Genomic DNA, 21,168 nt, shown 5'->3' on the forward strand with positions numbered 1-21,168 from the left:
ACAAGGGCCGCGATTCACAATTGTTGGTTCGACAGCCCCGGAATGCACGCAATGCATACCGTTGGGTCAGCCTTAAGCCGTTGCGCTTGCCCGCGACCCGGCCCATATACTGACTTCAACAGTTCGGAGGCACGCATGGCGGACAGCGATTTTCCCGGTTGGCACGGCACCACGATCATTGGCGTGAAAAAGGATGGCGAGGTCGTCGTGGCCGGGGACGGGCAGGTCAGCCTGGGCCAGACCGTCATCAAGGGCTCTGCGCGCAAGGTGCGGCGGCTGTCCCCCGGCGGGTTCGAGATCGTCGCGGGCTTTGCCGGATCGACGGCCGATGCCTTTACGCTGCTGGAACGGCTGGAAGCCAAGCTCGAGGCCACGCCGGGGCAGCTGGCGCGCGCCTCGGTCGAGCTGGCCAAGGACTGGCGCACCGACAAATATCTGCAAAAGCTCGAGGCGATGCTGATCGTCACCGACGGGGCGGACATGTTCGTGATCACCGGGGCGGGCGACGTGCTGGAGCCCGAACATGACGTGGCCGCGATCGGATCGGGCGGCAATTTCGCGCTGGCGGCGGCGCGGGCGATGATGGATGGCGACAAGAACGCCGAACAGGTGGCCCGCGACGCCATGGCGATCGCCGCCGATATCTGCGTCTATACCAACGGCAACCTGACCGTGGAGCGGATCGCGAAATAGCGGGGTTCCGCCTTGTGTTTCCGCAGCCCATGCTTAGGTTCCCGGCGAAACAACGGGATTTGAAAGCACATGACCGACCTGACCCCGCGCGAGATCGTCAGCGAACTGGACCGTTTCATCATCGGCCAGAAAGAAGCCAAACGGGCCGTGGCCGTGGCGCTGCGCAGCCGCTGGCGGCGCAAGCAGTTGCCCGATGATCTGCGCGAAGAGGTGTTTCCCAAGAACATCCTGATGATCGGCCCCACCGGGGTCGGCAAGACCGAGATCAGCCGCCGTCTGGCCAAGCTGGCGCGTGCGCCCTTCATCAAGGTCGAGGCGACCAAGTTCACCGAGGTCGGCTATGTCGGCCGCGATGTCGAACAGATCATCCGCGATCTGGCCGATGCCGCCATCGTCCAGACCCGCGAATTCATGCGCGAAGAGGTCAAGGCCAAGGCGCACCAGGCCGCCGAGGACCGGGTGATCGAGGCGATTGCCGGATCGGACGCCCGCGAGGCGACCCGCGAGATGTTCCGCAAGAAGCTGAAATCGGGCGAGTTGGACGACACGGTGATCGAGCTCGAGATCGCCGACCATTCCAACCCGATGCCGATGTTCGACATTCCCGGCCAGCCCGGCAGCCAGATGGGCATGATGAATCTGGGCGACATTTTCGGCAAGGCCTTCGGCGGGCGCACGGTCAAGCGCCGGATGACCGTGGCCGAAAGCTATGACATCCTGATCGGGGAAGAGGCCGACAAGCTGCTGGATGACGAAACCGTCACCCGGACCGCGCTGGACGCGGTCGAGCAGAACGGAATCGTGTTCCTCGACGAGATCGACAAGGTCTGCGCCCGGGCCGATGCGCGGGGCGCCGATGTCAGCCGCGAGGGCGTGCAGCGCGACCTGCTGCCGCTGATCGAGGGCACCACCGTCTCCACCAAGCATGGCCCGGTCAAGACCGACCACATCCTGTTCATCGCGTCGGGTGCGTTCCACATCGCCAAGCCGTCGGACCTGCTGCCCGAGCTTCAGGGCCGACTGCCGATCCGGGTCGAGCTGCGCGCGCTGACCGAAGAGGATTTCGTGCGCATCCTGACCGAGACCGACAACGCCCTGACCCGCCAGTACACGGCTTTGATGGGCACCGAGGACGTGAGTGTCTCGTTCACCGATGACGGCATCGCCGCGCTGGCCCGGATCGCGGCCGAGGTGAACCGCAGCGTCGAGAATATCGGGGCGCGGCGGCTCTACACGGTCATGGAGCGCGTGTTCGAGGAGCTGTCCTTTGCCGCGCCGGACAAGGCCGGGGCGCAGATCACCGTGGATGCCGATTTCGTGCAGGAGAACCTCGGTGAGCTGACCAAGTCGATGGATCTGAGCCGCTACGTTCTCTAGACGGGCCGGAAATATCCGCTAGCGTGGGGCGGGTGCGACCGGTGGTCCGCGCGCCCAACTCACCGTGGATATCCAGGCTGATGAAACCGTCGGGGTTACGCCAATACCTGTCCGACAACGCCGCGTGGCTGGCGGCTGGCGTGCTGTTGACGTTTCTGTCCAGCTTTGGCCAGACCTTCTTCATCTCGATCTTCGCCGGGGAAATCCGGGCCGAGTACGGGCTGAGCCACGGTGAATGGGGCGGCATCTACTCGCTCGGCACCACCGTTTCGGCGATCGTGATGCTCTGGGCAGGACCTCTGACGGACAGGTTCCGCGTGCGCGTGCTGGGGCCCGTGGTTCTGGTCGGGCTGGCGCTGGCGGCACTGGCGATGGCGTTCAATAGGTGGCTTGTCCTGCTGCCAGCGGTCATTTTCCTGCTGCGTCTGTTCGGTCAGGGCATGAGCATGCATATCGCCGTTGTCGCGATGGCTCGCTGGTTCACGGCCACGCGGGGCAGGGCGTTGTCGATCGCAACCTCGGGCTATGCCCTCGGCGAGGCGCTGCTGCCCATTCTTTTCGTCTCCGCCATGGACCTGGTGGACTGGCGCCTGCTCTGGGTTGCGGCGGCCGGCATTGCGCTGCTGGGACTGCCGATCCTGGCGCGGCTGCTGCGTCAGGAGCGCACGCCGCAGAGCCTGTCCGACACCCATTCCGCCACGGGGATGGAGGATCGCCACTGGACCCGGCGCGAGGCGCTGGGGCATCCGCTTTTCTGGTTCGTGGTGCCCGCGCTGCTGGGCCCCGGAGCCTTCATCACCGCGTTCTTCTTCCACCAGGTCCATCTGGCCGAGATCAAGGGCTGGCTGCATGTCGAACTGGTGGCGCTGTTTCCCGCCTTTACGACCGCCGGGGTGCTGGCGATGTTCGCCTCGGGCTGGGCCCTGGACAGATGGGGCACGGCGCGGATGATGCCCTTCTATCAACTGCCGATGGCTGCCGGATTCCTGGTCCTGACATTTGCCGGAACATTGGCCGGCGGCCTGGTCGCGATGCTCTTTCTGGCCCTGTCGACCGGTGCCAACAGCACCCTTCCCAGCGCCTTCTGGGCCGAGTTCTACGGAACCCGCCACATCGGCGCGATCAAGGCGGCGGCGGCGGCGGTGATGGTGCTGGGATCGGCCATCGGCCCCGGTGTGACCGGGGTTCTGATCGACCTGGGCATCGGACTGGAGACGCAGTTCGCCGGAATCGCGGCCTATTTCGTGGCCACCTGCGCCTTGCTGTGGATCGGCGTGTCCCGGGCCGCCAGAACGCTTTAGCGGCTGCGGCGCAGGTAGACGTAATAGGCGCCGTCGCCGCCGTGGCTGACATGCGCGGTGGTGACCTGAAGCACCGCCTGCGCCAGGGGCGGCAGGTTCAGCCATTGCGGCACCTGGTTGCGCAGAACACCCCGGGGCGTCGGAATCGGGCCGGGCTCGTCGCGGTCCTTGCCCTTGCCGGTGATGACCAGGACCAGCCGCTTGCCCGAGGCCTGCGAGGACAGGATGAAGCGGATCAGGGCCGGATGCGCCGTATCGACCCGCATCCCGTGCAGATCCAGCCGCGCTTCGGGCTTCAGCTTGCCGCGCTTCATCCGCGCGAACGCCTTGCGATCCATCTGCACGGGCGCCGCCGCCAGATCTTCTGTCACCGTCGGCTTGAGGCTGTTTTGCCGCGGCCGGGATCGGGACATCTGGCCCAGTTCAAAGGACTCGATCCGCGCGGGCGGCAGCCTGGTCGGTTTCGGCTTGGGCAGGGTTTTGGGGTGCACCGATTTCGGCATCTCGGGGTGCAGCCGGTCGGCCTGCCGCGCCACCTTGCGCCACAGCTCGATCTCCTCTGCCGTCAGTCGCCGCCGTGTCATCAGGAGCCTTCCGTCGTCGGCGCCTGGCCCCCTGGACCCGACGGCAACACGCGCCCCCGGACCGGTCCCCCCGGAAGGACGGCCGCTTTGCCGACGGGGTCACCACAGGTGTCAGGGAAAGCCGACAGGGCCGCAGCCCAGCCCTTCGGGTCGTCACAGGTCAGGTCGGTTTGCATGACCCGGGCCCCGGCGTCGCTTGCGGCGGCCGTGACGGCTCCTGCCGGAAAAAGCGACCGGAGCGCGGCAATCATGCGTCCGTTGCGACAAGCAGCCAGTTCGGATCGTCAGAGCCCATGACGCGGGCGAAGGTCCAGCTGTCCTTCTGGCGCTTGACGGTGTTCGGGCTGCCTTCGACGATTTCGCCGCTGGCGTCACGCACGACCGAGGTCAGTTCGCCCACGAAGCGCATGGTGATTTCGGCCCGGTTGGTGTCCTTGTCGAACTTGACGTCCGTCAGCGCGGTTTCGCGGATGCCGATGAACTCGGCCTCGATGGTCAGGCCTTGATCCTCGCGCGCGGCGACGCCGGCGACGAAGGTTTCGAAAACCTCTTCCGACAGGAAGGGCTGGATCTCGTCCAGGTTGCCGCGCTCATAGGCCATGACGATCATCTCGTAGGCCCCGCGCGCGCCCTGCACGAACTCGGTGACCGAGAAGCTTGGCTCGACCCGCTTCATCGCCGCAAGGGCCTGCGCCTGCGGGCTGTCTTCGGGCACGTGGTCGATGATGTCCTGATCCGGCCCGCCTTCGATCACCTCGAAGTCCCGACGCTTGGTGCCAGCGGGCTGTTGCGGCAGGGGCGGTTTCTCGAACCCCTCGCGGGTGCCCAGAACGCTTCTCAGGCGCAGGATCAGGAAGATGGCAATGCCAGCCAGCACCAGAAGCTGGATCAGGGGTGAGTTCATTTCGTCCTCTTTTCCGAACCGAGACTTTGTAGAAAGGGCCTCGTGTCACTATGTAGGGGACAGTCGGGGGCAAGTCCACCGTCCGACACGAAGGAAAGGATAAGCTGAATGTACCTGTTTCTGGCCTTTTTGCTGGTCCCGATCATCGAGATCGCCCTGTTCATCCAGGTCGGCGGCCTGATCGGGCTGTGGCCGACGCTGGCGATCGTGGTGCTGACCGCGATCCTGGGCACCTGGCTGGTCAGGACGCAAGGGCGCATGGCGCTGGGCCAGTTGCAGCGGGCGTTCAACGAGTTGGACGACCCGACCGAGCCGCTGGCCCATGGCGCCATGATCCTGTTTTCCGGTGCGCTTCTTCTGACGCCGGGGTTTTTCACCGACGCCGTGGGCTTTGCCCTGCTGATACCGGGCGTGCGGGTGGCGGTGTTCCGCTATCTGCGGTCGCGGGTGACCGTCACCCAATTTCAGATGGGTTCCGCTGCCCAGTTTCATGCCCGGCGCGATCCGTTCGACCAGGGTGACATCATCGACGGCGAATTCACCGAGGTGCACCCGGGCCGTGAGCCCGGAAAACCCTCGGGCTGGGTCGAAGGACCGCACCGGCATTGAGGTGCCGCGCCCAAGTTGCTAAGCAAGGACGATTTTCAAACCCGGAGTTGATCCATGACTGAAGAAACCGCCGCAGAAAACAAGGCGGCCAGCCAACCCCCGCAGGTTCAGATGCGTGTATTGGGGCAGTTCATCCGCGACATGTCCTTTGAAAACGTGATGGCGCAGAAGGGCGTCTCGGGCGAGGTCCAGCCCGAGATCACGGTTCAGGTGAACCTGGATGCCAAGAAGCGCCAGGCCGAGCATCAATACGAGGTGTCGATCAAGCTGAACCTGAAATCCAAGGCCAAGGGGATGGAAGACGTTCTGTTCCTGCTCGAGATCGACTATTGCGGCCTGTTCCACGTGGAAGGCGTGCCGGAAGACCAGCTGCACCCGTTCCTGCTGATCGAATGCCCGCGGATGCTGTTCCCGTTCCTGCGCCGGATCGTCAGCGACATCACCCGCGACGGCGGCTATCCGCCGGTCAATCTGGACACGATCGATTTCGTGCAGCTTTACCGCAACGAATTGCTGCGCCGGCAGGCCGCGCAGGCCCAAAAATCCGAAGCCTGATCACAAGGGCCGCGCCTGACGGGTGTCAGGCGCGGTTCCACAGGGCTTTTTCCCCCAGTTTCTCGACAAAGGCGTCATGCGCCGCGCGTTCCTCGTCGGTGATCCGCGAGGGCAGAGGGTTTGGCCGGGCGGTGGGACGCCAGACCTGACCCGCATCGGCGGTATCGGTCGTGGCAACCGCCGACAGGCCGAAATCCGGCTGGCGCCCGCCGATCAGTTCCAGATAGACCTCGGCCAGGATCTCGGAGTCGAGAAGCGCCCCGTGCAGCACCCGGTTCGAGTTGTCGATGTTGAACCGGCGGCACAGCGCATCCAGCGAGGCCGGCGAGCCGGGAAACCTCCTGCGTGCAATGGCAAGCGTGTCCACCGCCTGCGCCATCGGGATCAGCGGCAGGCCGATCCAGCCGAGTTCCGCATTGAGGAACTTCATGTCGAAGGCGGCGTTGTGGATGATCAGCTTTGCATCCCCCACGAAGTCGCGGAACGCCTGACCGATCTGCGCGAAGACCGGCTTGTCCTTCAGCGTCACCTGACCCGGTTCGGGGGTCTGCGGCGGCTCCAGCAGGTCGGGGCCGATGCCGTGCACGCCAAAGGCCTCGGCCGGCATCGAGCGTTCGGGATTGATGTATTGGTGGTAGGTTTCACCGGTGGCCACGTGGTTCCACAGCTCGACCGCGCCGATCTCGACGATGCGGTCGCCGTTCTCGGGTTCGAAACCGGTCGTTTCCGTATCAAGAACAATCTCACGCATCTGCCAGTCCTGCTCTTATCTGCCTGACGATATCCTGCACCTGCTGGCGGGCATGGTCCAGAGTGTCGGTTTCGATGACGAAATCAGCCCGGGCGCATTTTCCCGCGTTCGGCATCTGCTTGGCGCGGATCTGCTCGAACTGCTCTTCGGTCATGGTGCCGCGGGCCATGACCCGTTCCTTCTGCACCTCCGGCGGGACGGTGACGCAGGCCACCGCATCCATTGCCGCGTCGCCCCCGGTCTCGAACAGCAGGGGAATGTCGAAGACGATGATGTCGGCCTTGGCATTGGCCCGGAACGCCGCCCGGTCCTGAGCCACCAGCGGATGCACGATCGCCTCGATGGTCTTCAGCGCCGCGGGGTCCTGGGAAATGATGCGCTTCAGGGCCGCGCGGCTGACGGCGCCATCTTCGATCGCTTCGGGGAAGGCGGCGCGCATGGGCTCGACCGCGGCACCGCCGGGCGCATAAAGCCGGTGCACGGCCGCATCCGCGTCCCAAAGGGCGCAGCCCTCGTCCACGAACATCTGCGCCGTGGTGCTTTTGCCCATGCCGATCGAGCCCGTCAGGCCAAGCGCGAAACTCATGCCAGCGCCGCCGCCCGGGTTGCGTCATCGACGTCGGGCCGTTTGCCGAACCAGCTTTCGAAACCGGGAACCGCCTGGTGCAGCAACATGCCCAGACCATCGACGGCAATGCACCCCGCCTCTTCCGCCTCGCGCAGAAGCCGGGTTTGCAACGGCGTATAGACCAGGTCCGTGACAACGGCGCCGGGTTGCAGCCCATCCAGGGGCACGCGCAGTTCCGGCTGACCGACCATGCCCAGCGAGGTGGTGTTGACGACAAGTTCCGCATCCTCGACCACGTTTCCGGCCTGCACCCAATCGACAACGGTGATGGTATCTCCGAATTCCTGCTGCAACTGCTCGGCGCGGGCGCGGGTTCGGTTGGTCAGCAGGATTTCAGGCACGCCGGCCTCGATCAACGCCGCGATCACGGCCCGAGCCGCGCCTCCGGCCCCGAAAATCACCGCGGGCCCGTCTTTGGGGTTCCAGTCCGGCGCGCCGCTGCGGAGGTTTTCCATGAAGCCGTACCCATCGGTGTTGTCGGCCCGGATCGTTCCGTCGCTTGCGAAAGTCAGCGTATTCGCCGCGCCGATCCGGCTTGCCTGCTCGGTGACGGTATCGGCGATCCGCAGGGCGGCCTCTTTGTGGGGAACCGTGACGTTTGCGCCGACGAACCCGGCCTTGGGCAAGGTGCGCAGAACCTGTTCGAGATCCTCGGGCGCCACGTCCATCGGGATGTAATGGCCCGCCAGACCGTATGTCTTCAGCCAATGCCCATGCACCTTGGGGGACCTGGAATGCGCAATCGGATGCCCGATCACGCCGGCCAAAGGGATCCGGTTCTCTGTCATTGGTCGATTACCCCCTGCAAGGTCAGGAAATGAAGCAGCTCCAGCAGGGGCATACCCAAAACGTTAAAGTAGTCCCCGTCAATGCTGGTGAACAGGCGCACGCCTTCTTCCTCGAGCTTGTAGGCGCCGACCGCGTGGCGGATGCTGTCCCAGTTGCGGGCCACGTAGCCTTGCAGATAGGCGTCCGAACTGTCGCGCATCCGCAGGCGCACTTGTCCGACATGCCGCCAAAGCGGTTCACCGTTTCGATAGATGACCGCGGCGGACAGCAGCATGTGGCGCTTGCCGCGCATTGCCTTGAGCTGCTCCAGGGCCGCCTCGGGGCTTTCCGGTTTCGACAGCAGGCTGCCTTCGAAATCGAGAACCTGATCGCACCCCAGAACCATCGCACCGGGGGTCTTGTCGCTGATCTTGCGCGCCTTCAGCTCGGCCAGGGCATCGGCGATGTCGCGCGGTGACGCGTTTTCGGCGATCAGGGCGCGTTTTGCGGTATCCTCGTCCACGCGCGGCACCTCTTTGGTGAACGGCACCGCCGCGTTTCGCAGCAGCCGGGCGCGGATCTCGGACCCCGAAGCGAGGATCAGAGGGACAGACATGTGGAAAACCCCGTGGGCAAGTGAATGAACGGTCCAGAACGGTTTGTATGGTTTTCCGGTTGACACGCAACCCCGGCGTTTTCGGGAAATTGATGCTCGAGTCGCTCTGTATCCGCCCATACGGGACAAGGATAACTCGGCCATTCTGGAAAAAGAGGATACTCGAAAACTGTCCACGAGTTATCCACGGAAAAGCGGAGCTATCAACCGTATAAGTTATTGTTTTTCAATACCTTTGATTGGTTCTTCAACATGCCGGGGAAATCGCCCGGCCGGCTCGTCCACCTGGGGAAAACCTGCCGACAAAAAAGTAATCCACGGATTTTGTCCCCCCTACAAAACCATCATCCTTTTTCTTTTCTTTCTTTTTTATTAGGGAGGGCCTGTCCAAACGAGAGATCCCGGATGACCGACCTTCTTTACACGCTGTACCCTTGGGTGAAGTCGCTCCATGTCATGGCCGTGATCTCGTGGATGGCCGGTCTGTTCTATCTGCCCAGGCTGTATGTCTATCATGTCGAGCAGGCGCAGAAGGTCGAAGGCGCGCCCAGGATCTTCCTTGAAATGGAAGAGAAGCTTTTGCGGGTGATCATGCGCCCGGCGATGGTCGTATCCTGGGCTTGCGGGCTGATCATGGTCTTCACGCCGGGCATCGTGGACTGGCAATGGGCGTGGCCCTGGGCCAAGGGGGCAGCCGTGATCGCGATGACCTGGTTCCATCACTGGCTGATGGCGCGGCGCAAGGATTTCCTGGAAGGGCGCAACAGGCTGTCAGGCCGCCAGTATCGCATGATGAACGAGGTTCCGACCGTTTTGATGATCGTGATCGTTCTGGCGGTCATCGTGAAGTTCTGAGCCGGGTTTGACTCCGCGCCTGCGCTCTCTTATGTAGGGAGGAACGCGCCCGTCCGGGCGATGTGTCTTCCTGTTCGAAATTCTCATCCATGCCGCTGAACCTGCGGCCAAGGGTCTTATCATCATGACAACCGAAACCCTGAACCTGTCCGATCTCAAGGCGAAGAGCCCGCAAGACCTTCTGGCCATGGCCGAAGAGCTCGAGATCGAAAACGCCTCGACCATGCGCAAGGGCGAGATGATGTTCCAGATTCTGCGCGAACGCGCGGATGAGGGCTGGACCGTGGGCGGTGACGGCGTGCTTGAGGTGCTGCAGGACGGCTTCGGGTTCCTGCGCTCTCCCGAGGCGAACTATCTGCCCGGCCCGGATGACATCTACGTCTCGCCCGAGATGATCCGCCAGTATTCGCTGCGCACCGGCGATACGGTCGAAGGCGAGATCAAGGCCCCCGAAGAGAACGAGCGCTACTTCGCGCTGACCAAGGTCACCAAGATCAACTTCGAGGACCCGGAAAAGGCCAAGCACAAGATCCTGTTCGACAACCTGACGCCTCTCTATCCCAACGAGCGGCTGAAGATGGAGATCGAGGATCCCACCATCAAGGACAAGTCGGCCCGGGTCATCGACCTGGTGGCGCCGATCGGCAAGGGCCAGCGTTCGCTGATCGTGGCGCCGCCGCGGACCGGTAAGACGGTGATCCTGCAGAACATCGCGCACTCGATCGAAAAGAACCATCCTGAGTGCTACCTGATCGTCCTGCTGATCGACGAACGCCCCGAAGAGGTGACCGACATGCAGCGCTCGGTGAAGGGCGAGGTGGTGTCCTCGACCTTTGACGAACCGGCGTCGCGCCACGTGGCCGTGTCGGAAATGGTGATCGAAAAAGCCAAGCGTCTGGTCGAGCATAAACGAGATGTTGTTATCCTTCTCGACTCGATCACAAGACTTGGTAGGGCCTTCAACACCGTGGTGCCGTCCTCGGGCAAGGTTCTGACCGGCGGTGTGGACGCCAACGCGCTGCAGCGGCCCAAGCGGTTCTTTGGCGCGGCCCGGAACATCGAAGAGGGCGGTTCGCTGACCATCATCGCCACCGCGCTGATCGACACCGGCAGCCGGATGGACGAGGTGATCTTCGAAGAGTTCAAGGGCACCGGCAACTCGGAAATCGTTCTGGACCGCAAGATCGCCGACAAGCGCGTCTTCCCGGCCATCGACATTCTCAAGTCGGGCACCCGGAAAGAGGACCTGCTGGTCAACAAGGCCGATCTGCAGAAGACCTTCGTGCTGCGCCGGATCCTCAACCCGATGGGCACCACCGACGCGATCGAGTTCCTGCTGTCGAAACTGAAACAGACCAAGACCAACTCCGAGTTCTTCGATTCGATGAACACCTGAGGCCGTCTCGGGACATAGGCGAGGCCTTCGAATGGACACGATCTTTGCCTTGGCCAGCGCGCAGGGCAAGGCAGGGGTGGCGGTGATACGCCTCTCTGGCCCCCAGGCGCATGAGGCGGCCGCCGTGCTTGCCGGACCGGGCCTGAAGGGCCGCGGGATGCATCTGCGTACCCTGAGGGCACCGGACGGCGAAAGGTTGGACGAAGGCCTGGTTCTGACCTTTCAGGCGCCTGCGAGCTTTACCGGCGAGGATGTGGCGGAGTTGCAGATCCACGGCAGCACCGCCGCGGTGAACGCTGTTCTGCGCTGCCTGTCGGAACTGGACGGGGTGCGCATGGCCGAACCCGGAGAGTTCACGCGCCGGGCGCTGGAGAACGGCAAGATGGACCTGGCGCAGGTCGAAGGCCTGGCCGATCTGATCGACGCGGAAACCGAGGCGCAGCGCCGGCAGGCGCAGGCGGTTCTGGCTGGCGAACTCGGGCAGCTCGCCGAGCGCTGGCGCAAGGATCTGATCCGCGCCGCGTCGCTTCTGGAGGCGGTGATTGATTTTGCCGACGAGGAAGTGCCTACCGACGTCACCCCCGAAGTGCGGTCTCTGGTTTCCGGCGTCATGGCCGATCTGGAGCGCGAGGTGGCTGGGGTCAGGATCGCCGAGCGGATCCGGACCGGGTTCGAGGTTGCCATCGTCGGCCCGCCGAATGCGGGGAAATCCACGCTTCTCAACGCTCTGGCCGGGCGCGAGGCGGCCATTACGTCGGAATATGCCGGAACGACGCGGGATGTGATCGAGGTTCGCATGGACCTTGCTGGCCTGCCTGTCACGCTGCTGGACACCGCCGGACTGCGTGAGACCAGCGATCATGTCGAAGGCCTGGGAATCGCCCTGGCACGTCAAAGGGCGGAATCGGCGGATCTGCGGGTCTTTCTGGCAGAGACGGTGGATGGGCTTGGAATCGCCTTTCAGGACGGCGATATCCATGTTCTGCCAAAAGCCGATTTGCGCGACGAGGCGGGAAACGCGATTTCCGGGCAGACCGGTGCGGGGATAGATCGGCTGATTTCCCAGATTTCGTGTGTTCTGACCGAAAGAACCACAACTTCTGGTATTGCGACGCGGGAACGGCATCGGCAAGCGATGAAAAAGGCGCTGACGGCCTTGGGCGAGGGGTTAGGCGTTCTGGAATCCGGGCCGGATATGTATGATATCGCCGCAGAAGAGCTGAGAACAGCGATCCGGGCCTTGGAATCACTGGTGGGCAGAATAGATGTCGAGAACTTGCTGGACGAGATTTTCGCAAGTTTCTGCCTCGGGAAGTAAGGAGTGTTTCACGTGAAACATTCACAATTCGATGTCGCGGTGATCGGGGCCGGCCATGCCGGAACCGAGGCGGCGCATGCCGCTGCCAGGATGGGTGCGCAAACCGCGCTGATCACCCTGTCGGAAAACGACATCGGCGTGATGTCCTGCAACCCGGCGATTGGCGGCCTGGGAAAAGGGCATCTGGTCCGCGAGATCGATGCCATGGATGGCGTCATGGGCCGGGTCGCCGACCGCGCCGGCATCCAGTTCCGCCTGCTCAACCGCAGAAAGGGCCCGGCCGTGCAGGGGCCGCGGGCACAGGCCGACCGCGCGCTTTATCGCGCGGCGATGTTGCAGGAAACCGTTGGTCGTCCGAATCTGTCGATCATCACCGGAGAGGTGACCGACTTCCTGATGGCGGGAGATCGAGTTGCGGGTGTGATTCTGGCAGATGGCTCGGAAATTCCAGCGAAAACGGTGATCCTGACCTCGGGGACCTTCTTGCGTGGCGTCATTCATATCGGCGATGTTTCGCGCCCGGGTGGACGCATGGGAGACCGGCCTTCGGTCAGATTGGCCGAGCGGCTGGACAGTTTCGATCTGCCGACCGCGCGCCTCAAGACAGGAACACCCCCGCGGCTGGATGGGCGAACCATCGACTGGTCGGTCCTGGAACGCCAGGAAGGGGACGAAGAGCCGACGCTGTTCTCGTTCATGTCCAGGTCCGTCGTCGCGCCTCAGATCGCCTGCGGAATCACGCATACCAATGCCAGAACGCATGAGATCATCGAACAGAACCTGTCCCGGTCGGCCATGTATGGTGGGCATATCGAAGGGGTAGGCCCAAGATATTGTCCATCGATCGAAGATAAGATCGTCCGTTTTGCCGACAAGGACTCGCATCAGGTGTTTCTGGAGCCCGAAGGCGTGAATGACCACACGGTCTATCCGAACGGGATTTCGACCTCTCTGCCGGAAGACGTCCAGCTGGAATATGTCCGGTCGATCAAGGGATTGGAAAACGCGGAAATTCTGCAGCCGGGTTACGCGATCGAGTACGACTATTTCGATCCGCGCATTCTGACGCCGCGCCTGTCCTTGCCGCAGATCCCGGGCCTTTACCTGGCTGGTCAGATCAACGGCACGACGGGCTATGAGGAGGCTGCCGCGCAGGGATTGGTCGCGGGGCTCAATGCGGCCTTGGAGGTCAGGGGGGCCGATCCGCTGCATTTCACGCGATCGAACAGCTATATCGGCGTCATGATTGACGATCTGACGACGCGAGGAGTCGCCGAGCCATATCGAATGTTCACCTCGCGGGCCGAATTCCGCTTGTCGCTGCGCGCCGACAATGCCGACCAAAGACTGACGCCGACCGGGATTTCGATTGGCTGCGTCGAAGAGGCGCGAAAGGCCGAATTTTCCGTGAAAATGGAGCGATTGGAGGCGGCCAAGGCCCGTCTGACGGCTGAAACATACACGCCGCGTCAGATTCGGGAGGTTGGCATCGAGGTCAACCAGGACGGAACGCGGCGGGACGGAATGGCCCTTCTGGCCTTCCCGAAAGTGGAGTTCGAGCACCTGATTCCCCTGATCGAAGGATTGTCGGACGTGGATGAAGAGATCCGCCGGCAGCTGGAGCGGGATGCGATGTATGCGAACTACATCGCGCGGCAGCAGCGGGATGTCGAAGCGATGAAGAGGGATGAAGCCTATGAAATCCCAGACGATTTCGATTATGATTCGCTGGAAGGGCTGTCAAACGAGGTGAAGCAGAAGCTATCCCTCGCGAGGCCGGGCAATATTGCACAGGCCGGCCGTGTTGAGGGGGTTACTCCGGCGGCGCTTACCTTGATTCTGGCGCGCCTCAGGCGAGATCTGAAGGTGCGCAACGCATGACACCGGAACAACTCGCCGGGTTTTCCGATCTCGATGTTTCACGTGAAACATTCGATCGCCTGACGGTTTTCGCCACGCTGCTGGAGCGGTGGAACCCACGGATCAACCTTGTCTCCCGAAACAGTCTGAAAGATTTATGGACCCGACACATACTTGATTCCGTTCAGGTTTTCCGTTGTGTCGAGGCAAAGGGTCATTGGGTGGACCTGGGCAGCGGTGGCGGCTTTCCTGGAATGGTTTGCGCAATCATGGCTGCAGAGGAAGCCCCGGACGCCCATTTCACGCTTGTCGAAAGCGACCAGAGAAAAGCGGCGTTTCTTCGCAGTGCCGCGCGCGAGTGCAGAGCGAAATGCACGGTCCTGAGTCGGCGAATCGAGAAGATCGCCCCCTTGGAGGCAGACATTCTTTCGGCTCGGGCCCTGGCGGATCTGACGGTTCTTTTGTCCTATTGCGACAGGCATTTGCGGGATACCGGCGTGGCGCTGTTTCCGAAAGGCGCCACATGGGAAAAAGAGGTCGCCGAAGCGCGCAAACAATGGAATTTCGCCGCCGAGCCGATTACTAGTTTAACGGAGCCCCAGGCGGTTATCCTGAAAATCAAAGGAGTGTCACGTGGTTGATCTGTCCCGTCCTTCGGCCCCCCGGATCGTAGCGGTTGCGAACCAGAAGGGCGGCGTGGGAAAGACCACGACGGCGATCAACCTTGCGGCGGGGCTGGTCGAGTGTGGTTGCCGGGTGCTGGTCGTGGACCTGGATCCGCAAGGCAACGCGTCCACGGGATTGGGCGTCGAGGACCGGGACTGGACGACTTATGACCTGGTGATCGACGACGCACTGCTGGAGGCGGTCATTCAAGAGACCGAGATCGACGGGCTTTACATCATTCCCTCAACGGTGGATCTCAGCTCGGCGGATATCGAGCTGATTTCGAACGAAAAGCGCAGTTTTCTGCTGCACGATGCCTTGCGGCAAACCGGGATGGACGCGTTTCGGTTCGATTATATCCTGATCGACTGCCCGCCGTCGCTGAACCTGTTGACGGTGAACGCAATGGTTGCGGCCGATTCAGTCCTTATTCCGCTGCAAAGCGAGTTCTTCGCCTTGGAGGGGTTGTCGCAGCTGATGTTGACGGTTCGCGAGGTCCGGCAGACCGCCAATCCGGACCTGAGAATCGAAGGTGTTGTGTTGACTATGTTCGACAACCGCAACAACTTGTCCCGTCAGGTCGAGAAAGACGCCCGTGACAATCTGGGAGAGATGGTATTTAAAACCAAGATACCCAGGAATGTCCGGGTCAGCGAAGCGCCATCCTACGCGTTACCGGTTCTGCAATACGACTCGGGCTCTTTGGGCGCGATGGCCTACAGGCATCTGGCACGCGAAATGTTGCAGAAACACAGGAAAATGGCCGCTTGAACGGCGGATAGGGGGCTGAGGTGAGCGTCAAGAAAGGCAAATCGAGGGGATTGGGCCGGGGGCTGTCCGCGCTGATGGCGGATGTTGCACAGGATACCGCGGCGGCTTCGGTTGAACCCAGACGCCCCGACATGCGGGTTCCGATCGAAAAGGTCAGGGCCAACCCCAATCAGCCGCGCCGGACGTTTTCGCAGGATCAGCTTGATGAGCTGGCCGCCTCGATCAAGGAAAAGGGTATCATTCAGCCGCTGATCGTGCGCCCGGTGGCGGGTGGAGAGTATGAGATCGTTGCCGGCGAGCGCCGTTGGCGCGCGGCGCAGTTGGCGCAATTGCATGAAATCCCGGTTCTCGTGCGGGAATTCGACGATACCGAGGTTCTCGAGGTCGCGATCATCGAGAATATTCAGCGGGCCGACCTGAATGCGGTCGAAGAGGCGGCCGGCTACAAGCAGTTGATGGAACGATTCGGCCATACGCAGGAAAAACTCGCGGAGGCCTTGGGCAAAAGCCGCAGCCATATCGCGAACCTGCTGCGTCTCTTGTCCTTGCCGAAGGACGTTCAGGCGCTTGTCGTCGAGGGAAAGCTGTCTGCAGGCCACGCACGCGCCCTGATCACGGCGGAAAACCCGTCTGAACTGGCCCGAATCGTCGTTCGGGATGGGTTGTCTGTTCGCCAGACCGAGGCCTTGGTGAAAAAACAACAGAACCGTGGGGGTGAAGCGGGGCCTGCGCGTTCCAGTTCGCCGTCTTCTGCAAAGGATGCGGATACACGGGCGCTGGAAAAGGATCTGTCGGCCATTCTGGCGATGAAGGTCGTGATCAACCACAAGCCGGGCACCGAGACCGGGCAGGTGGTCTTGACCTACGAGAACCTCGATCAGCTGGACGATCTCTGCGCCAAGCTCAGCCGTTAGGACGCGACCAGATGAAGATCAGGACGCCGCTGAGGATGATGGCCTGAAAGATCAGAACGAAAACCGGCGCATTGAAGACGTAGGAAATCACCAGAACGGCGGCGATCGACAGGGTTGCCGCCTTTTTTGCGCGCGGATTTATGGCGCGGTTGGTCTGCCAGTCCAGGATAAGCGGACCAAAGACCCGGTGCGTCAAAAGCCAGGTGTGCAGCCGGGACGAGGATCGGGCGAAAAAGAAGGCCGCCAGCAGAAGGAAGGGAACGGTCGGCAGAAGCGGGAGAAAGACGCCCATGAACGCCAGAGCGACGCAGATCAATCCCAATCCGGCCCAGAGAAACTGCATCGTTCAATCCGCCAGCAATTCGCGGATGACCGCGTTCAGGACAGCTCGACCGTCTGGGGTCGCCCGGATACGGTTGTGATCGGTTTCGATCATGCCCAGTTCCGTCAAGTGATCCAGCTTATTGGCTGGCAGTGGGGCACTGGACAAACGCTCGAATCTCTCAATATCTAGTCCTTCCACAATCCTCATACCGATCATGAGGTATTCGTTTGCCTGATCCTGACGTGACAATTCGAAACGGACCGACTCGCCGGTACCCTCTGCGACCGCCGCCAGCCAAGATGTTGGCGACAGGTGGGTTTCGGTTGCGAACTTTCGGCCGCCGATGGTCAGACGGCCATGCGCGCCGGGGCCGATCCCGACATAGTCGCCATAGCGCCAGTAGATCAGGTTGTGGCGCGATTCGGCTCCGGGCCGCGCGTGGTTCGATACCTCGTAGGCTGGCATGCCATGCGCCTCGCAGATCTCCTGCGTGGCCAGATACATGTCGGCGGCGCTGTCGTCCTCGGGCAGGCCGCGCAGTTTTCCGACGGCATAGCGGTCACCGAACGCGGTGCCGTCCTCGATGGTGAGCTGATACAGAGACAGATGATCGATCGACATCGACAGGGCTTCGGTCAGTTCCGCCCGCCATGCCGCGACCGTCTGGTGCTGTCTGGCATAGATCAGGTCAAAGCTGACGCGGTCGAAACAGTCGCGCGCGATGTCAAAGGCGGCGCGGGCCTCGGCCACGGTGTGAATCCGCCCCAGACGGCGCAGGTCTTCGTCGTTCAGGGCCTGAATGCCCATCGAAACCCGGTTCACGCCTGCGTCGCGATAGGCGGCAAAGCGTCCGGCCTCGACCGATCCGGGATTGGCCTCGAGGGTGATTTCCATGTCATTGGCCGGGCGCCACAGCGACCGCGCCGCGTCGATGATGGCGGCAACGGTTTCGGGATCCATCAGAGAGGGCGTTCCCCCGCCGAAGAATATCGTGTTCAGGACACGGTCGGGGGTTTCGGCCGCCGCGCGTTCCAGTTCGGCGAGATATGACATAAGCCATTGTTTTTGTTCTATATTTTTTGAAACATGGCTGTTGAAGTCGCAATAGGGGCACTTGGCCTCGCAAAACGGCCAGTGCATATACAGGCCAAAGCCCCCGTTGCGCCAATCATCCGCCAAAACAGCCCTTCACGAATTTCTCCACCGCTTTCGCGCGATGGCTGATCTTGTTCTTTTCCCACCGGTCCATCTCGGCAAAGGTCTGGTCATAGCCTTCGGGGACGAACATCGGATCATAGCCGAACCCTTCGGCCCCCCGGATCGGCCAGACCAGATGGCCGGGCGCCACGCCTTCGAACACCTCGTCATGCCCGTCGGGCCAGGCCAGAACCAAGGTGCAGCGGAACTGGGCGGTGCGGGGGTGGGGCGCGTTTTTCGCCTCCAGTTCTTCATGGGCGCGGGTCATCGCCATCAGGAAGTCACGCCCTTGGCCGGTTTCGGCCCAATCGGCGGTGTGAACCCCGGGGGCGCCGTCCAGCGCGTCGATGGTAATGCCGGAATCATCCGACAGAGCCGGCAGGCCGGTGGCCCTGGCGGCGGAATGCGCCTTGATCCGGGCATTTCCGACAAAGGTTTCTTCGGTTTCCTCGGGCTCCGGCAGGTTCATTTCACCTGCGCCGACCACCTTGACGCCGAAAGGTGCGAGGAGATGCGCCATCTCCTCGAGTTTTCCCTTGTTGTGGGTCGCCACCAGCAGCGTGTCGCCCTCGAACCGGCGGGTCATGCGGTGGCGGCCTTTTGTGCGGCGACCAGTTCCCCGACGCCTTTTTCGGCGAGGGTCAGCAGCTGGTCCATCTGGTCCCGCGAGAAAACGGAACCCTCGGCGCTCATCTGCACCTCGATCAGCTTGCCCGAGCCGGTCATGATGAAATTGCCGTCGACGCCGGCCTCGCTGTCCTCGGGGTAATCGAGATCCAGAACCGGCTGGCCGGCATAGATGCCGCAGGACACGGCGGCGACCGGATCGAGCAGCGGATCGGAGATCACGTCGCCGGCCTTCATCAGCTTGTTCACCGCCAGACGCAGCGCCACCCAGCCGCCGGTGATCGCGGCGCAGCGGGTGCCGCCGTCGGCCTGGATCACGTCGCAGTCCACGGTGATCTGGCGTTCGCCAAGGGCCACGCGATCGACGCCGGCCCGCAGGGCGCGGCCGATCAGGCGCTGGATCTCGACCGTGCGACCGCCCTGCTTGCCGGCCGACGCCTCGCGACGCATCCGGGTGTTGGTCGCGCGCGGCAGCATGCCGTATTCGGCCGTCACCCAGCCCAGCCCCGATCCCTTGATGAAGGGCGGAACCCGGTCCTCGATCGTGGCGGTGCAAAGCACATGGGTGTCGCCGATCTTGATCAGGCACGAGCCTTCGGCATGTTTCGTGAAACCGGTCTCGATTGAAACCGGGCGCATTTCGCTTAAATCTCGTCCAGAGGGTCGCATGGGAAATCCTTTGTTAGCTGGGTTGGGGATACCGCCCGGCGGCCTGATGATGCAACCCCGATTGACCTTACCGTGGCCTGAGATTTAATGGGCCGCAACGAGGAACTGGCGATGAGCGAAGCGAGCAAGATTCTGGACGAAATGAACGACCGGTCACGGGAAGTGTTCCGGTTGATCGTCGAGAGCTACCTCGACAGCGGCGAACCGGTCGGCAGCCGCACTCTGACCCGCGCCATGAGCGAGAAGGTCAGCGCCGCCACGGTTCGCAACGTGATGCAGGACCTGGAGTTTCTCGGGCTTCTGAACAGCCCGCATGTCAGCGCGGGGCGGGTTCCGACGCAGATGGGCCTGCGCATGTTCGTGGACGGCCTGCTGGAGGTCGGCGATCTGAACGCCGATGACCGCAAAAAGCTGGACGAGACCCTGGGCGACAATGCCGGCGACGTCGGCGGCATGCTGGATCGTGTCGGATCGGCCTTGTCGCGGGTGACACATGGGGCGTCTCTGGTGCTGACGCCCAAGCACGAGGCCGAAATCCGGCATATCGAGTTCGTGTCGCTTGCCCATGACCGGGCGCTGGTGGTTCTGGTCTTTGCCGATGGCCATGTCGAGAACCGGCTGTTCACCCCGCCGCCGGGACAGACGCCGAGTTCCATGCGCGAGGCGGCCAATTTCCTGAATGCCCTCATCGAGGGGCGGACGCTGACCGAGGTGCGCCGGATCATCCAGACCGAAATCGCGGCCCGCCGTCAGGAGATCGACGAGCTTGCGCGCGAGATGGTGGAAAGCGGGCTGGCCGTCTGGGACAGAGAGGGCGAGGACTCGGCCCGCCTGATCGTGCGCGGGCGGGCGAATCTGTTGGCAGAGACCGGTCAGGAAGAAGAACTGGAGCGTATCCGCACCCTGTTTGACGACCTGGAACGCAAGCGGGATATCGCCGAATTCCTCGAATTGACCGAGGAAGGCGAGGGGGTGCGCATTTTTATCGGCTCGGAGAACAAACTTTTCTCACTTTCGGGTTCCTCTTTGGTGGTCTCTCCATATATGAACGCGGATCGGAAGATTATTGGCGCCGTGGGCGTCATCGGCCCGACGCGTCTGAATTACGGACGGATCGTGCCGATCGTGGATTATACGGCACAACTGGTCGGCAAGCTGATTTCCGACCGGAGCTAGAGGTAGAGAAATGGCAGAGCCGAAGAACGAAGAATTTCTGGACGATATTGCCACCGCCGAGGCCGAGGAACTGGCCGAGGAACTGGCGGAGATCAGCGAAGAGGCGCTGGAGCTGGACGCGCTGCGCGCCGAGCGTGACGAACTGAAGGACAAGTTCATGCGCGCTCTGGCCGATGCCGAGAACGCCCGCAAGCGGGGCGAACGGGCGCGTCGCGAGGCCGAGCAGTATGGCGGCTCGAAACTGGCCCGCGACATGCTGCCCGTCTATGACAACATGAAGCGCGCGCTCGAAGCCGTGACGGATGAGCAGAAAGAAGTCGCTGCCGGTCTGCTCGAGGGGATCGAGCTGACGATGCGGGTGCTGAAGGACGTGTTCAAGAAACACGGGATCGAGGTGATCGCGCCCGAGGTCGGTGACAAATTCGACCCGAACCTGCATGAAGCCATGTTCGAAGCGCCGGTGCCGGGCACCAAGGCAGGCGAGATCATCCAGGTTTCGGCCGAAGGGTTCATGCTGCATGACCGCCTGCTGCGTCCGGCGCAGGTTGGCGTGTCGTCAACCCCGGCAAGCTGAAACGCGCCCAAGGGCACGTGACTTCGGCGAGAGT

At 62.6% G+C, this 21,168-nt stretch carries 24 protein-coding genes; 14 read left to right on the top strand and 10 right to left on the bottom strand.

Annotation, left to right across the window (positions count from 1 at the left end; genetic code table 11):
- Nucleotides 1-135: 135 nt before the first annotated feature.
- From hslV to AVO45_RS11695, 3 genes are all read left to right on the top strand, one after another.
- Nucleotides 136-693, top strand: coding sequence for an ATP-dependent protease subunit HslV (gene hslV / locus AVO45_RS11685; RefSeq protein ID WP_068347153.1), 558 nt, complete (start codon nucleotides 136-138; stop codon nucleotides 691-693).
- Between the two features lie 69 nt (nucleotides 694-762).
- Nucleotides 763-2,070, top strand: a complete 1,308-nt coding sequence (gene hslU / locus AVO45_RS11690) for an ATP-dependent protease ATPase subunit HslU (protein ID WP_068347155.1) — start codon at nucleotides 763-765, stop codon at nucleotides 2,068-2,070.
- An 80-nt stretch (nucleotides 2,071-2,150) separates the two neighbouring features.
- A complete protein-coding gene (locus AVO45_RS11695) occupies nucleotides 2,151-3,371 on the top strand; it encodes an MFS transporter (RefSeq protein WP_068347157.1) in 1,221 nt (406 codons plus the stop codon).
- Here the strand turns inward: AVO45_RS11695 and AVO45_RS11700 are convergent.
- Together AVO45_RS11700 and AVO45_RS11710 are read right to left on the bottom strand one after the other, a co-directional pair.
- Nucleotides 3,368-3,955, bottom strand: a complete 588-nt coding sequence (locus AVO45_RS11700) for a Smr/MutS family protein (RefSeq protein ID WP_068347159.1) — start codon at nucleotides 3,953-3,955, stop codon at nucleotides 3,368-3,370. The genes AVO45_RS11695 and AVO45_RS11700 overlap by 4 nt on opposite strands.
- A gap of 247 nt (nucleotides 3,956-4,202) precedes the next feature.
- Nucleotides 4,203-4,859 (bottom strand): Tim44/TimA family putative adaptor protein, encoded by a 657-nt coding sequence (locus AVO45_RS11710; protein ID WP_068347163.1) that lies wholly within the window; start codon nucleotides 4,857-4,859, stop codon nucleotides 4,203-4,205.
- Between the two features lie 108 nt (nucleotides 4,860-4,967).
- On the opposite strand from AVO45_RS11710, the gene AVO45_RS11715 reads away from it, so the two are divergent.
- Both AVO45_RS11715 and secB read left to right on the top strand, forming a co-directional pair.
- Nucleotides 4,968-5,468 (top strand): FxsA family protein, encoded by a 501-nt coding sequence (locus AVO45_RS11715; RefSeq protein ID WP_068347165.1) that lies wholly within the window; start codon nucleotides 4,968-4,970, stop codon nucleotides 5,466-5,468.
- A gap of 54 nt (nucleotides 5,469-5,522) precedes the next feature.
- Nucleotides 5,523-6,023 (top strand): protein-export chaperone SecB, encoded by a 501-nt coding sequence (gene secB, locus AVO45_RS11720; protein ID WP_068347167.1) that lies wholly within the window; start codon nucleotides 5,523-5,525, stop codon nucleotides 6,021-6,023.
- A 25-nt stretch (nucleotides 6,024-6,048) separates the two neighbouring features.
- On the opposite strand, the gene dnaQ is transcribed toward secB, so the two are convergent.
- The 4 genes from dnaQ to AVO45_RS11740 are packed head-to-tail and all read right to left on the bottom strand — an operon-like array spanning nucleotide 6,049 to nucleotide 8,786.
- Nucleotides 6,049-6,774, bottom strand: coding sequence for a DNA polymerase III subunit epsilon (gene dnaQ, locus AVO45_RS11725; protein ID WP_068347170.1), 726 nt, complete (start codon nucleotides 6,772-6,774; stop codon nucleotides 6,049-6,051).
- Complete coding sequence (gene coaE, locus AVO45_RS11730; RefSeq protein ID WP_068347172.1) at nucleotides 6,767-7,360, bottom strand: dephospho-CoA kinase; 594 nt, start codon at nucleotides 7,358-7,360, stop codon at nucleotides 6,767-6,769. Before coaE ends, dnaQ begins: the two co-directional genes overlap by 8 nt.
- Entirely contained in the window at nucleotides 7,357-8,190 is an 834-nt protein-coding gene (locus tag AVO45_RS11735) for a shikimate dehydrogenase (RefSeq protein WP_068347174.1), read from the bottom strand. The genes coaE and AVO45_RS11735 overlap by 4 nt, the downstream gene beginning before the upstream one ends.
- Complete coding sequence (locus tag AVO45_RS11740) at nucleotides 8,187-8,786, bottom strand: Maf family protein (protein WP_068347409.1); 600 nt, start codon at nucleotides 8,784-8,786, stop codon at nucleotides 8,187-8,189. Before AVO45_RS11740 ends, AVO45_RS11735 begins: the two co-directional genes overlap by 4 nt.
- Before the next feature lie 405 nt (nucleotides 8,787-9,191).
- Here AVO45_RS11740 and hemJ point away from each other — a divergent pair, with 405 nt between their 5' ends.
- The 7 genes from hemJ (at nucleotide 9,192) to AVO45_RS11775 (ending at nucleotide 16,566) form a co-directional block, all read left to right on the top strand.
- Nucleotides 9,192-9,641: a protoporphyrinogen oxidase HemJ gene (hemJ, locus tag AVO45_RS11745; RefSeq protein ID WP_068347176.1), complete on the top strand. Its 450-nt coding sequence runs from the start codon at nucleotides 9,192-9,194 to the stop codon at nucleotides 9,639-9,641.
- Between the two features lie 124 nt (nucleotides 9,642-9,765).
- Complete coding sequence (rho, locus tag AVO45_RS11750) at nucleotides 9,766-11,037, top strand: transcription termination factor Rho (RefSeq protein ID WP_068347178.1); 1,272 nt, start codon at nucleotides 9,766-9,768, stop codon at nucleotides 11,035-11,037.
- A 31-nt stretch (nucleotides 11,038-11,068) separates the two neighbouring features.
- On the top strand, nucleotides 11,069-12,355 hold the full coding sequence (gene mnmE, locus AVO45_RS11755) for a tRNA uridine-5-carboxymethylaminomethyl(34) synthesis GTPase MnmE (RefSeq protein WP_068347180.1): 1,287 nt from the start codon (nucleotides 11,069-11,071) through the stop codon (nucleotides 12,353-12,355).
- Nucleotides 12,356-12,367: 12 nt separating this feature from the next.
- Nucleotides 12,368-14,236, top strand: coding sequence for a tRNA uridine-5-carboxymethylaminomethyl(34) synthesis enzyme MnmG (gene mnmG, locus AVO45_RS11760; protein WP_068347411.1), 1,869 nt, complete (start codon nucleotides 12,368-12,370; stop codon nucleotides 14,234-14,236).
- Entirely contained in the window at nucleotides 14,233-14,856 is a 624-nt protein-coding gene (rsmG, locus tag AVO45_RS11765) for a 16S rRNA (guanine(527)-N(7))-methyltransferase RsmG (RefSeq protein WP_068347183.1), read from the top strand. Before mnmG ends, rsmG begins: the two co-directional genes overlap by 4 nt.
- Nucleotides 14,849-15,652, top strand: a complete 804-nt coding sequence (locus AVO45_RS11770; RefSeq protein WP_068347185.1) for a ParA family protein — start codon at nucleotides 14,849-14,851, stop codon at nucleotides 15,650-15,652. The genes rsmG and AVO45_RS11770 overlap by 8 nt, the downstream gene beginning before the upstream one ends.
- Nucleotides 15,653-15,672: 20 nt before the next feature.
- Entirely contained in the window at nucleotides 15,673-16,566 is an 894-nt protein-coding gene (locus AVO45_RS11775; RefSeq protein WP_068347187.1) for a ParB/RepB/Spo0J family partition protein, read from the top strand.
- Here AVO45_RS11775 and AVO45_RS11780 read toward each other — a convergent pair.
- From AVO45_RS11780 to rph, 4 genes are read right to left on the bottom strand one after another with little or no spacing between them, the layout of a single operon-like run.
- Entirely contained in the window at nucleotides 16,556-16,909 is a 354-nt protein-coding gene (locus tag AVO45_RS11780; protein ID WP_068347189.1) for a YbaN family protein, read from the bottom strand. The two genes, AVO45_RS11775 and AVO45_RS11780, sit on opposite strands and share 11 nt — an antisense overlap.
- Before the next feature lie 3 nt (nucleotides 16,910-16,912).
- The gene (gene hemW, locus AVO45_RS11785; protein ID WP_068347413.1) at nucleotides 16,913-18,031 is read right to left on the bottom strand and encodes a radical SAM family heme chaperone HemW; all 1,119 of its coding nucleotides are present in this window, start codon (nucleotides 18,029-18,031) and stop codon (nucleotides 16,913-16,915) included.
- A 28-nt stretch (nucleotides 18,032-18,059) separates the two neighbouring features.
- Nucleotides 18,060-18,674 (bottom strand): RdgB/HAM1 family non-canonical purine NTP pyrophosphatase, encoded by a 615-nt coding sequence (rdgB, locus tag AVO45_RS11790; RefSeq protein ID WP_068347191.1) that lies wholly within the window; start codon nucleotides 18,672-18,674, stop codon nucleotides 18,060-18,062.
- The gene (gene rph, locus AVO45_RS11795; RefSeq protein ID WP_068347193.1) at nucleotides 18,671-19,384 is read right to left on the bottom strand and encodes a ribonuclease PH; all 714 of its coding nucleotides are present in this window, start codon (nucleotides 19,382-19,384) and stop codon (nucleotides 18,671-18,673) included. Before rph ends, rdgB begins: the two co-directional genes overlap by 4 nt.
- A gap of 111 nt (nucleotides 19,385-19,495) precedes the next feature.
- Here rph and hrcA point away from each other — a divergent pair, with 111 nt between their 5' ends.
- Nucleotides 19,496-20,560 (top strand): heat-inducible transcriptional repressor HrcA, encoded by a 1,065-nt coding sequence (gene hrcA / locus AVO45_RS11800; protein WP_068347415.1) that lies wholly within the window; start codon nucleotides 19,496-19,498, stop codon nucleotides 20,558-20,560.
- Nucleotides 20,561-20,570: 10 nt separating this feature from the next.
- Nucleotides 20,571-21,134 carry a nucleotide exchange factor GrpE gene (locus AVO45_RS11805; RefSeq protein ID WP_068347195.1) on the top strand — a complete coding sequence of 188 codons (564 nt, stop codon included), beginning with the start codon at nucleotides 20,571-20,573 and terminating at the stop codon, nucleotides 21,132-21,134.
- Nucleotides 21,135-21,168: the final 34 nt, after the last annotated feature.

It is taken from the genome of Ruegeria marisrubri, assembly GCF_001507595.1.
Taxonomy (GTDB): Bacteria; Pseudomonadota; Alphaproteobacteria; order Rhodobacterales; family Rhodobacteraceae; genus Ruegeria; species Ruegeria marisrubri.